The 12,721-nt window shown below is 59.8% G+C and carries 8 protein-coding genes; 4 read left to right on the top strand and 4 right to left on the bottom strand.

The window, feature by feature from the left end; translation table 11 throughout:
• The first annotated feature begins 2 nt into the window (after positions 1 to 2).
• The 3 genes from glnE to OX460_RS21350 all read left to right on the top strand — a co-directional run bounded on the left by glnE (position 3) and on the right by OX460_RS21350 (position 4,059).
• Positions 3 to 2,936, top strand: a complete 2,934-nt coding sequence (gene glnE, locus OX460_RS21360) for a bifunctional [glutamate--ammonia ligase]-adenylyl-L-tyrosine phosphorylase/[glutamate--ammonia-ligase] adenylyltransferase (protein ID WP_354669837.1) — start codon at positions 3 to 5, stop codon at positions 2,934 to 2,936.
• A 13-nt stretch (positions 2,937 to 2,949) separates the two neighbouring features.
• Entirely contained in the window at positions 2,950 to 3,726 is a 777-nt protein-coding gene (locus OX460_RS21355; protein ID WP_289899857.1) for a YoaK family protein, read from the top strand.
• A 138-nt stretch (positions 3,727 to 3,864) separates the two neighbouring features.
• Complete coding sequence (locus OX460_RS21350; RefSeq protein ID WP_077400267.1) at positions 3,865 to 4,059, top strand: hypothetical protein; 195 nt, start codon at positions 3,865 to 3,867, stop codon at positions 4,057 to 4,059.
• 66 nt (positions 4,060 to 4,125) lie between these two features.
• Here the strand turns inward: OX460_RS21350 and gap are convergent, their stop codons facing one another.
• The gene (gene gap, locus OX460_RS21345; RefSeq protein ID WP_010395244.1) at positions 4,126 to 5,136 is read right to left on the bottom strand and encodes a type I glyceraldehyde-3-phosphate dehydrogenase; all 1,011 of its coding nucleotides are present in this window, start codon (positions 5,134 to 5,136) and stop codon (positions 4,126 to 4,128) included.
• 79 nt (positions 5,137 to 5,215) lie between these two features.
• Positions 5,216 to 7,213, bottom strand: coding sequence for a transketolase (gene tkt, locus OX460_RS21340; RefSeq protein WP_289899856.1), 1,998 nt, complete (start codon positions 7,211 to 7,213; stop codon positions 5,216 to 5,218).
• Between the two features lie 188 nt (positions 7,214 to 7,401).
• On the opposite strand from tkt, the gene OX460_RS21335 reads away from it, so the two are divergent.
• Positions 7,402 to 8,127 (top strand): 16S rRNA (uracil(1498)-N(3))-methyltransferase, encoded by a 726-nt coding sequence (locus OX460_RS21335; protein ID WP_289899855.1) that lies wholly within the window; start codon positions 7,402 to 7,404, stop codon positions 8,125 to 8,127.
• 157 nt (positions 8,128 to 8,284) lie between these two features.
• On the opposite strand, the gene OX460_RS21330 is transcribed toward OX460_RS21335, so the two are convergent.
• Positions 8,285 to 11,347 carry a TonB-dependent receptor plug domain-containing protein gene (locus tag OX460_RS21330; protein WP_289899854.1) on the bottom strand — a complete coding sequence of 1,021 codons (3,063 nt, stop codon included), beginning with the start codon at positions 11,345 to 11,347 and terminating at the stop codon, positions 8,285 to 8,287.
• Between the two features lie 1,044 nt (positions 11,348 to 12,391).
• The gene (locus tag OX460_RS21325) at positions 12,392 to 12,658 is read right to left on the bottom strand and encodes a hypothetical protein (protein WP_289899853.1); all 267 of its coding nucleotides are present in this window, start codon (positions 12,656 to 12,658) and stop codon (positions 12,392 to 12,394) included.
• Between the last annotated feature and the right edge of the window lie 63 nt (positions 12,659 to 12,721).

The following is a 12,721-nucleotide window of genomic DNA, read 5'->3' as shown; positions in this document are numbered from 1 at the left end:
TCGTGGTGCGCGCCTGCATCCTTGCGCTTGCGTCTGAGCAAAGCCTCCCTTACCATCGTCCGGAAGAGCACGCACTACCGGCGGTATACGGCCAGCGGCACAATTTTACCGCATCCCCCGCCGTTCGCAGCCAAGTTAAACAAGAACATGCACGCAGCATCCACGAGACCCTTACCGATACCATGAGCACACAGCCTTTGATTTCCGCCTCCCGTTTCTACCAGCGCTGGCTGGACGCCGCCCCCGAGCGCGCCGCGCAGGTGGCGCAACTGGTGCGCGCGCCGCTGGACGGGCTCGACTTTGCCGCCGAGCTGGCCGCCCAGGCGAACGCCGCCACGCCGCCGCTGCCGCCCGAACGGGCCATGCGCCGCCTGCGCAACCTGCTCGTCTGCGGCCTGATCGCGCGCGATCTTGGCGGCCAGGCCGACTTGAACGAAGTCGTGACCGCCATGACGGGCTTTGCCGATTTCGCCATCCGCACGCATGTGGACGCCATCATGGCCGAGATGGTGGCCCTGCACGGCATGCCCGTCGGCGAGGAATCGGGCGAGGAACAAGCCTTGATGGTGCTGGCGATGGGCAAGCAGGGCGGCGGCGAGCTGAACGTCTCGTCGGACATCGACCTGATCTTTGCCTATCCAGAAGATGGCGATACGCAAGTCACCTTGCCGGGCCAGCGCAGCCTGTCCAACCACGAGTTTTTCATTCGCATGGGCAAGAAACTGATCGCCGCCCTGGCCGAGATCACGCAAGACGGTTTTACTTTCCGTGTAGATATGGCCCTGCGTCCGAACGGCAATTCCGGCCCGCTGGCCGCCAGCCTGGGCATGGTGGAACAGTACCTGATCGTGCAAGGGCGCGAATGGGAGCGCTACGCCTGGGTCAAGGCGCGCGCCGTGACGGGCAAGCCGGAAGACATCGCCGCGCTCGACGCCATCGTGCGCCCCTTCGTCTTCCGCCGCTACCTCGATTTCGGCGTCATCGATGCCATCCGCACCATGCACGGCCAGATCCGCGCCGAGGTCAACCGCCAGGAGCGGCTGCACCCGGACCGCAGCAATAACGTCAAGCTGGGCCGTGGCGGCATCCGCGAAATCGAGTTCCTCGCGCAAGTGTTTCAATTGATACGGGGCGGGCGCGACGCCGAGCTGCGCGAACGTTCCACGCGCGCCACCCTGCGCACGGTGGCGGACAAGGGGCTATTGGAGCCGGCCATCGTGGAACAATTGCTGGGTTCCTACACTTTCCTGCGCAACTTGGAACACCGGCTGCAGTATCTTGACGATGCGCAAACCCATACCTTGCCCGCGAACGAGGCCGACCGCCTCACCGTGGCGCAGATGATGGGTTTACCCGACACGCCTACCCTGCTGGCCCAGCTGGAAGCGCACCGCGTGTTTGTTGCCGGTCAATTTGACGAAATGTTCAGCGACAAGAGCAGCGGCACGCCGCCGGCCGACACGGGCATCGACCCGCAAACGTCGAACGACTGCGCCGCCTCGGATCAGCAGGAAGCCATCGAGGCGCGCTTCGCCGCCCTGGGTTTCCATGAACCGGCCGCCTGCGCGCGCCGCCTGCTGGCCACCTGGCAAGCGCCGCGGCTGCAATCCTTGCCCGAGGCGAGCCGCACGCGTTTGGTGGCCCTCGTCAATTCAGCCCTGCCCCTGATCACCGATTGCTCCGTGTCCAACGGCAACGCCAGCCAGCTGGCCACCCTGGGCCGCCTGCTCGATTTCCTGGAGGCGATCGCGCGCCGCTCGGCTTATCTGTCGCTGCTGACGGAATACCCGCATACGCTCGAGCGCGTCGTGCGCATGGTGTGCGCCAGCGGCTGGGCCGCCACCTTCCTCACGCAGCACCCGATACTGCTCGACGAGCTGCTGGACGAGCGCATCCGCAATACGGTGCCTGACCCGGCCGCGCTGGCGCTGGACTTGCAACGCCAGCTCGACGACGCGCCCGGCGACACGGAGCGGCAGATGGATATCCTGCGCGAAACACACCACGCGCAGCTGTTCCAGTGCCTGGCGCAAGACCTGGCGGGCGACCTGAGCGTGGAGAAGCTGGCCGATTACCTGTCCCAGCTGGCCGACATCATCGTCGCCGCCACCGTGCAAGCCGTCTGGCAAACCTTGCCCACGCGCCACCGCGAGGTGCCGAAATTCGCCGTCATCGCGTACGGCAAGCTGGGCGGCAAGGAGCTGGGCTATGTCTCGGACCTCGACGTCATCTTCCTCTTCGACGACGACGACCAGGAAGCGCCCGGCCTGTACGCCAAGCTGGCGCAGCGCTTCATTACCTGGATGACCTCGCACACCTCGGCCGGCATTTTGTTCGATATCGACATCGCCCTGCGTCCCGACGGCGCCTCGGGCATGCTGGTTTCCAGCGTGCAAGCCTTCGAGCGCTACCAGGGCAGCGCGGCCTGGGTGTGGGAACACCAGGCGCTCACGCGCGCGCGCTTCTGCGCCGGCGATGTCGGCATCGGCAAGCATTTCGAGCGCATCCGCGACACGATCCTGCGCAAGGAAAGGCCGGAAAACGGCCCCCTCAAGGGCGAAGTGGTGGCCATGCGCAAGAAGATGCTGGACGCCCACCCGCCCCGCCCCGGTAACTTTGATCTGAAACAAGATCCGGGCGGCATGATCGACATCGAGTTCATGGTGCAATACCTGGTGCTCCAGCATGCGGCGCAGTACCCGCAGCTGACGGCCAACTCGGGCAATATCGCCCTGCTGCGCCTGTGCGGCGAACTGGGGTTGATCGATGCCCAGCTGGCCGCCCTGGTGGCCGACGCCTACCGCGCGCTGCGCAAGCTGCAGCACCAGCTGCGCCTGCAAGGACAGGACCTGGCCCGCGTGGAACCGGAAAGAGTGCGCGTGCATGCGGACAACGTCATGCGCCTGTGGCAAGCCATCTTCGGCGCCACCGCCTGAGGCCGGCCCGGGCATGCCGCTTCATTACCTGTCCCGCCTGAGCGGATCGGCGCGCGATACGCAAGCCAATCTGCAGCTGGGCTGCGTGCTGGCGCTGGTGGCCGGCGCCGTGAATGCGGGCGGCTTTCTCGCCATCGGCGGCTATACCTCGCACATGACGGGCATCGTCTCGGGCATGGCGGATGACTTGGCGCTGGGCAATATCACGCTGGCCCTGGCGGCGCTGGGCGCGTGGCTGGCCTTTGTCAGCGGCGCGGCCGTGACGGCCATCATGGTGAACTGGGGCAAGCGGCGGCGCCTGCACAGCCAGTTTGCCGCCAGCCTGCTGCTGGAAGCGGCCCTGTTATTGCTGTTCGGCTTGACGGGCAATTACCTGGCCACCATGCCCGACGTGCTGGGCCCCGTCACCATCTTGCTGCTGTGCTTTGTCATGGGTTTGCAAAACGCCATCATCACCAAGATTTCGGGCGCCGTCATCCGCACCACGCACGTGACGGGACTGTCCACCGACATCGGCATCGAACTGGGCAAGATGGCGTATTACAACCGGCGCCACCTGCCGGACCGGATGGTCAAGGTCAACCGCGGCAAGCTGAGAACCCACAGCCTGCTGATCGCCTGCTTCTTCATCGGCGGCGTCAGCGGCGCCCTGGCCTTCAAGCACATCGGCTTTCCTGCCGCCACCATCCTGCTCGCCGGCGTGCTGACCCTGCTGTCGGGCGTGCCCGTGCTGCGCGATTTGCGCCTGCTGTGGCGCTTTTACCGGCGCCGCCTGCACGCCTGGCGTTAGCAGGAATATTTTTCTTTATGATAATAATATACTGGTTTTAATGCTAATATTTTTCTGCGTCCAGCGAGCCAATCAGGCTTGGCAGGACGGCGTTTTGATTTGACACCCTATCGTTGTCCAATTGTGAAAGCGAGAAAAATGATTTCCATCAAAAAAGCCCTGTTTGTCTTTGCCGCCGCTGTCGGAGTTGCCGCCTCGTTTGCCAGTAACGCGACCGAACATGCACGCAGACCGCCGGATACGTGCACCTATCTCTTGAACAGCTGCTATCAGGGCAATAACAATGACTGCGAACTCTGGTACGCACAGTGCGCCAACGTCGACCCTGAGTAAGCGGACTAAAGCAACAAACGAAAAAAAAACGCCCCGAAGGGCGTTTTTGCTTATGCGGTCAAAAGATTACTTGGCCGACATCAATGCAACGGTGGTGTCGAGCATGCGGTTCGAGAAACCCCACTCGTTGTCGTACCACGACGATACTTTCACCAGGCGGCCCGACACTTTGGTCAGGGTCGAGTCGAAGTTCGACGACGCCGGGTTGTGGTTGAAGTCGATCGACACCAGCGGTTCGGTCTGGTACGTCAGGATGCCTTCCAGGGCGCCTTCCGATGCGGCCTTCATCAGCGCGTTGACTTCTTCCACGGTGGTGTCGCGCTTGGCGATGAAGGACAGGTCGACCAGCGACACGTTGATGGTCGGCACGCGGATGGCGAAACCGTCCAGCTTGCCATTCAGCTCAGGCAGCACCAGGCCCACGGCGGCGGCGGCGCCCGTCTTGGTCGGGATCATGCTCATGGTGGCCGAACGGGCGCGGCGCAGGTCTTCATGCATCACGTCGGACAGCACCTGGTCGTTGGTGTAGGCGTGCACGGTGGTCATCAGGCCCGTTTCGATGCCGATGGCGTCGTTGAGCGGCTTGACCAGCGGTGCCAGGCAGTTGGTGGTGCACGAAGCGTTCGAAATGACGGTGTCCGTCGATTTCAGCACGGAGTGGTTCACGCCGAACACGACGGTAGCATCGACGTCCTTGCCGCCTGGTGCCGAAATGATGACTTTTTTCGCGCCGCCCTTCAAGTGAGCCGAAGCTTTCTCTTTGGTGGTGAAGAAGCCCGTGCATTCCAGCACGACGTCCACGCCCAGCTCGCCCCAAGGGATTTCAGCCGGGTTGCGCTGTGCGAATACGCGGATCGGATCGCCATTGACGATCATGTTGTCGCCTTCGACGGTAACCGTGCCCGGGAACTTGCCGTGCGCGGTGTCGTAGCGGGTCAGGTGGGCGTTCGATTTGGCATCGCCCAGGTCGTTGATGGCAACGATCTGGATATCCTGTTTCTTGCCGCCTTCGTAGAAAGCGCGCAATACATTACGGCCGATGCGGCCGTAGCCGTTGATTGCAACTTTGATCGTCATACTCTGCTCCTGATTAAAAAAAAAGGTATCAGCACAGCACCCCGGCCAGCACATGGCCAGGGTCTGCTCAAAATCAATATTAGCCAGCGATAACGGCTTTAACCTTGGCTACGACATTCTCGACCGTGAAGCCGAAGTGCTTGAACAGCACGCCGGCCGGAGCCGATTCGCCAAACGTGTCGATACCGACCACGGCGCCTTCCAGGCCCACGTATTTGTACCAGAAGCTGGTCACGCCCGCTTCGATGGCCACGCGCGGCACGCCTTTCGTCAGCACGCTGGCCTTGTAGGCGGCGTCCTGGCGGTCGTACACGTCGGTCGACGGCATCGACACCACGCGCACGGCGATGCCTTCGGCAGCCAGCGCGCTGGCGGCGGCGACGGCCAGTTCCACTTCGGAACCGGTGGCGATCAGGATCGCCTTGGCATCGGCCACGTCGTTCAGCACATAGCCGCCGCGGTAGATGTTCTCGATCTGTTCGGCGCTACGCTCCTGGTATGGCAGGTTCTGGCGCGAGAAGATCAGGGTCGACGGACCATCCTTGCGGCGCACGGCGGCGCCCCAGGCAGCAGCCGACTCGACGGTGTCGCACGGACGCCAGTTGTCCAGGTTCGGGATCAAACGCATCGACGAAACGTGCTCGACCGATTGGTGCGTCGGGCCGTCTTCGCCCAGGCCGATCGAATCGTGGGTGAACACGAAGATCGAACGCAGTTTCATCAGCGCGGCCATGCGCAGCGCATTGCGGCTGTAGTCGGAGAACGTCAGAAACGTGGCGCCGAACGGGATGTAGCCGCCGTGCAAGGTGATGCCGTTCATGATGGCGCTCATGCCGAATTCGCGCACGCCATAGTTGATGTGGTTGCCAGGCTGGCCCGAACGCACGGCTACGCACTCTTTCCAGTTGGTCAGGTTCGAACCGGTCAGGTCGGCCGAGCCGCCCAGGAATTCCGGCAGGGAGGATGCCAGTGCCTGGATGGCGTTCTGGCTGGCCTTGCGGGTGGCGATGTTTTCTTTCTTCTCGACGCAGGAAGCGATGGCGGCCGACAGCGCCGTTTCAAACGCGGCGGGCAAGTCGCCCTGCATGCGGCGGCTCAGTTCAGCGGCTTGCTGCGGGAATTCGCGGCCATAGGCGACGAAACGCTCGTTCCAGTCCGCTTCCAGCAGGGCGCCTTGCTTCTTGGCATCCCAGGCTGCGTACACGTCGGCCGGCATCTCGAACGGGGCGGCATCCCAGCCGATGTATTCGCGCACGGCGGCGATTTCCTTGTCGCCCAGCGCGGCGCCGTGGACCTTGTCGCCGCCTTGCAGGTTCGGCGAACCCTTGCCGATGATGGTCTTGCAGCAGATCAAGGTTGGCTTGCTGGCCTTCTTGGCGGCGGCGATGGCGGCAGCCACGGCGGCAACATCGTGGCCGTCGACGGCGCGGATGACGTTCCAGCCGTACGCTTCGAAGCGGGCCGGGGTGTCGTCCGTAAACCAGCCTTCGACTTTGCCGTCGATGGAAATGCCGTTGTCATCGTACAGGGCGATCAGTTTGTTCAAGCCCAGGGTGCCGGCCAGCGCACACACTTCGTGCGAAATACCTTCCATCAGGCAACCATCGCCGACGAACGCGTAGGTGTAGTGGTTGACGATATCGTGGCCAGGCTTGTTGAATTCAGCGGCCAGCAATTGCTCCGACAGGGCCATGCCGACGGCGTTGGCGATGCCCTGGCCCAGCGGGCCGGTGGTCGTTTCCACGCCTGGCGTGACATCGACTTCCGGGTGGCCCGGGGTTTTCGAATGCATCTGGCGGAAAGCCTTGATGTCATCCATCGACAGGTCGTAACCGGTCAGGTGCAGCAGCGCGTAGTGCAGCATCGAGCCGTGGCCGTTCGACAACAGGAAACGGTCGCGGTTCTGCCATTTTGGATTCGCGGGATTGTGGCGATAGTGACCGCTCCACAGGGCAACTGCAATCTCGGCCATGCCCATCGGCATGCCTGGATGGCCGGAGTTGGCCTTTTGTACAGCGTCCATTGCCAGTGCGCGGATCGCATTGGCCATTTTGGTAGTCGGGAGCGTAGTTGTCATGATGGTATGGGTCAGTCGCGAGTTTGGAATTCGTTTGCAACAGCACGGACAGGGAAGCCGGCTGCTTTCTGTGGTCAAGTATTTTACCAGACTGGGGGGCCGCAAATTAGAATTGCGGCGTACTGGCCCGCCAAATGGCTATACTTTGACGTCTTTCCACCCCACTTACCCCCCCGTTGAGGATTTGCATGCCGCGTTTTTTCTGTCCCCAGCCGCTCGTTGCCGGCACCACCATCGCCCTGCCGGAGGCTGTCGCCCACCATATCCAGGTCGTGCGCCTGGCGCCGGGCGACGTGATCACCCTGTTCAATGGCGAAGGGGGCGAAGTGCAGGCTAGCCTGGCAACGGTCGCCAAGCGCAGCGTGACGGCTGAAATCCAGACGCACGTGGCGCGCGAAGCGGAGCTGCCGTATGCCGTGACCCTGGCGCAGGCCTTGCCGGAAGCGTCCAAAATGGACTGGATCATCGAAAAAGCCATCGAGCTGGGCGCGGCGGGCATCGTGCCGCTGTCGGCGCAGCGCTGCGTCGTGCGCCTGTCCGCCGAGCGGGCCGAGAAAAAACTCGCGCATTGGCAAGGCATTATCGTTTCCGCTTCGGAACAATGCGGGCGCAACCGCCTGGCCCAGCTGGCGCCATTGCAGGATTTCAATCACTGGAGCCGCCAGCAAGATTTGCATAAACGCATCATTTTGACGCCGCGCGCGGAGCAGTCGCTGGCCGACTGGGCCCGCCACCAGCCGCCGCAGGCGATCACCGTGATGGTGGGCCCGGAAGGCGGCTTTTCGGAAGCCGAAGAAAAGGCTGCGCTGGCCGCCGGCGCCATCGGCCTGGCCATGGGCCCGCGCATCCTGCGCACGGAAACGGCGGGCCTGACGGCGCTGACCACGCTGGCGGCATTGTGGGGCGGGATGTAAGAGGCCAGAAACCATATTGAAGGCAACGCCGGGGGCGTTCCCACGCCTGCCGTGGCCATAGCCAAAAAAAATGCCGCGCCCTGTCTGACAGGGTGCGGCATTTTTACTGAAATCGTGTCTTTTGCAAGCCGCCGGCAAGCCGGCGGCCATCACACAATTAGAACTTCTTGTTGAACTCAGCGGTGAACTTCATCGAACGAGGTGCGGTGTAGCTCAGTACCGATTCATACAGAGCATAGCGTCCCTGGTTGGTGTTGTAACGCTCGACCACTTTTTGCGTGGTTTGCGTGTCGAACACATTGAAGATGTCCAGTTTCACAGACAGGCCTGGCACATACGCTGGTTTGTACGCCACGTTCAAGTCCAGGTTTTTGTCCCATGGCAGATTGCCCACGGCGCCACGTGGCGAAGGAACGTTCTGATTGCCAGTTGCACCGAAGCAATAGTGCGAAGCGGACTGATAGTTAAAGTCCTTATCTTCGACCGACTGCGTGTTCGGGTTGGTACCAACGCACGAACGTGGGCGGCCCGAAGCGAGCAAGGCGGCTGCACCCACGGTCCACTCTGGGGTCAGGTCGTAGAAGCCGTAAGCCTTGATCTGATGCTTACGATCATTTGGCAGGCGGCCATCCGCATAGCGCATCAGTGCTGCGTAATCCCAGGTCTGGGTAGCGGCAACGTCTGCCTGGCCAGTCGTGGTATCGGACAGCGTCTGACCTTCGGTATTGCCGCTGCTGCGCGACAGGGTGTAGTTGACCTTACCATACCAGCCGTTACGGTATGGATGCTCAGCAAACACATCAAGTGCAGCGTAAGTACGCTTGGCCTTGTCGAAGCCCAGGTCTTCCTTCGTCAGGTGGACGCGGGTGTAGTTGGACTGCGTACCTGCGAAGTCAACCAGGAAATCATTTGCTTCGCCCGGGTTGAACGATGCGCAGTTAAAGCCGCCGTAGTTCGAAGTATCGATACCATTACGCTTGGCGTATTTAATGAGCACGCGGCCATCGCAGAAGTCATCGATCGTCGATTTCAGGGTACGGTAAGTAACCTTGGCACCGAAATTCAGGCTAGGGTTGTAGGCCTTTTCAAAGCCCAGGGTCAACTCATCCTGGAACGATGGTTTCATGTCCAGTGCAGCAACGGTTTTCGGATCTTTTGCTTGACCGAATTCATTGTTTGCAGACAAGACATCCGTCAACTGGGTCAAGCCCGTTGGCGCACCATGCGCATCCGTACCCGTGTAAGCGTAGTACTGGTTGGTGTTCAGCGAACCGTTTGCACCGCGCAGAGCGATCACGGTTGGCATTTGCAGGGTGTAACGGCCAGCGCTACCGAATACTTTGAACGATGCATCGCCGTTCACGTCCCACACTGCTGCTACGCGTGGAGCGTATTGGTTCTTCATCTCAATATACTTGGTGCCGTCCTGGTTGGCATTGTAGAAGCCTTCGCGACGCAGACCTGCGGTCAGCAACACGTCCTTCGTCACTTGCCAGCGATCTTCAATGTACTGAGCATCCTGACCAGCGAAAGCATTCGATACGGTCGAGGACAGGACACGCGACACATAAAAACCTTGCGATGCGAGCGGGCCCTTGCCTGCCAGCACGCCAACTTGGCCGCCAGGAACGTTAAATGGCTGAGTGGCATCCGGTGTCTTGCCGTACAACCACAGTACGCCACCGGCCAGGGCGTCGCCAGCGTCTGTCGAGGACATCTTGTTATTGTCCAGACCAGCACGCAGGGTGTGGTTGCCAATCTTGTATTCCAAATCCAGACGCTTGGACGTTACGCGGTCGATGGCACCATTGACTGGTTGATTGGTCGAGAACGGCTGGCCGCCCGTGTAGTTCAAGCCTTGCGCCTGATCCGCCTTTGCCGCACTCACTTGTGCCAGCGTTGGATCGTAGCCCGTAGGCTGATAGATATGCTTGGCGCGCGACTGGCCATACAGGGCCGTGACGGTCAGGTTATCGGAAATGTTACCAACGTAGCGCGCAATGTTGGCTTCGCCGCCGTTCGGGTTGAATGGGCCGTATTCTTCGTGGGTAGACGAATTGACCTTGCTGCCGACGGCGCGGGTATCGTATTTGTACGAACGGAATTGCGTATCGGTCTCTGGCAAGTCACCGATCGTGGTGAACTCGATGCGATGATTATCGGAAATATTCCAGTCCAACTTACCGAAGTAGCGCTGCGTGGTGGTCTTGTAGTCGCGCCAGCCGTTACTATCGTTAGTCAGCGCGGTACGGCCGCCGAAGACGCCATTGCTTTCGGCGCGAGTTTGTTCCAGTGCAACGAAACCGAACAAGGTATCCTTGATCAGCGGACCACCAACATAGGCGGAGTACTGTTTTTGCTCGAATTCATTGTCTTCGCGGCGAATACGCAGGGTCCCGTCTGTTTGCGGGAACACGCCGGTATTGGCGTAGTACATGTCACGCGACTTGGCGCGCAACGACTTCGGTGCGATCGAGACCAGGGCACCGGCTTCCCAGGTGTTGGTACCGGATTTGGTCGTGACGTTGACCACGCCGCCAACCGAACGGCCAAATTCAACGCCGTAACCGCCCGTCAAAACTTGAGCCTGAGCGATCGCGCCAAATGGCAGTTCCATCGCGCCCAACTGCGACAGCGGGTTGGTTACCGGGAAACCGTTGATGTAGTAGGCATTTTCCGAAGCGCCGCCACCACCGAAGCTGGCTCCGGCGGGATAGGTCGGATCGCCACGGGTGGTATTCGGGGAGAGTTGAACGATTGCCTCGACGTTACGTGCGATCGGCAACTTGTCCAGCTCGCGCGCGGTGAAGGTCGCGCCATTGGTCGAGCTCGAGATATCGATGCGGTTGCGACGACCCGTCACTTGCACGGCCTGAACGCCGCCAGCAACAGGGAAAATCGCCTCGACGCCTTGACCGGCCAGCACTTCCAGCGACGTGGTGCCAACAACCGATTCGCCCTTCTTCAGCGTCACGGTATAGGTGCCGATAGGCAGACTCGTGGCACGGAATGCACCGTTTGCATCAACTGCCGTGGAACGCGTCTGGTTGGTACCATTGTTTTGCAACACGACGGTATCGCCAGCGCCGCTGCCGACCTTACCAAAAATACTACCTGCTGCGTTCGACTGCGCCATGACGGGAGCAACGACCATGGCGGACATGGCGCCGGCGCTGAAGGCCAGCGCCAGCGCACGAACTAAAACTGTTTTTCTCAACATGTGGTTTCCTAATTATTAGATTAAGCGTCTCTGGTAGAGTTGCTTGGTAAATTTTAAGCACTAAATCATGTTTAATACGTTTTTATTTCCGGTTTTAGTTTTTGATGATTTGACACTCTCCCACCACTGATATGGCAGGCTTCAGACAAAACAGGAAAAACCTACTTGCCTAAGCGATACATAAAACCATATGCGATTGTTCACTGTCAACATAGTAGGAAAATATGATGCAAAGATACAACAAAAATGAATGGCGCCGGACAATGGCAAATGCGTCCAAGATTGTGCGGCAATGCACCAATTTGATGCACTGCAAAAAAACGCATATTAATATGCGAAAAATTATTGTTTGAAAACACACGACGTTGCGCTCGCCTCGCGCCCATGGCCACAACGTGGAATACCTGCCATGGCGCTCCTGCAGCCCTTGAAACGCCGCCTTCCGAGCATGCGAAGCATGCGGGATGGCAGCAGACCTGTTGCAGATTGACAACACCCGATGGAATTGAACTATTCAAACCTGAAGTTTTCAATTACATTGTATGAATACTTCTCACGGAGTTATTTGCGTTTGAATATAAGTTATTAGACGCACCAACGATTATCAGTATCCGGCAATAGAATTTCCATATTCATTATCAGAATAAAAAAACAAATAGAAACACACCCTGCATTCTCCCCTCCGAGAAATAAAAAATCAGCGCCATCAAAAAATCCATATCTGGGAAATCAGAACATATAACGCAATAACGCAATGCTCTTATTTCTCGATGAGAATCGCATGGAATAACATCTGCAGTTATTGCATACAATAATCTGGAATTAAAAACAGATTTTGATGGCCGGTGCCGGCTCGCAGCTTCCCTCCCATGCGCGCATGGTTAAATGTGGCAACGCCAGCAGCACGCTGACCCGCCATGCCACGATGGCAGCCTTCCCGCGGCTGCGGAACATCCCCTCTCCCCGCATCGCTGCAGCACCTCTTGTCCATTCAACTTGGCAAGAAAATTCATAATTTGCCTATACATATTGATATTCAACTTCTTATCGCAGCTTCAAAAATCGTCCGATCAACAAGCATGTAATTTGATATCGCAACAACAGCGCACCGTGCACAAAATGGGCAATATCTAAAAACAGGCAACGGCCCCGGCCATCAAGCCTTCGGACAAAGTCAGCCTGTCGCATTGCCCATGCCTGCCGTGGCGGCGAAACGACAGGCTGGCGCACCAGAATGGTGCGCTGCGGAAGCGCGCTGTCGTGCCGCGCCATCGCGTCAGGCATCGGCGCGAACGCGGCGTCAGGAGACACGCCGCTTCCCCTGCGGCACCCGGCCGCCGATAACGACCATGCGACAGGAAAATGGCCCGACAT

Source organism: Janthinobacterium sp. SUN033, assembly GCF_030397595.1.
GTDB lineage: Bacteria > Pseudomonadota > Gammaproteobacteria > Burkholderiales > Burkholderiaceae_D > Janthinobacterium > Janthinobacterium kumbetense.
Note: the sequence above shows the minus strand (reverse complement) of the source record. Positions and strands in the feature narration are given on the sequence as shown.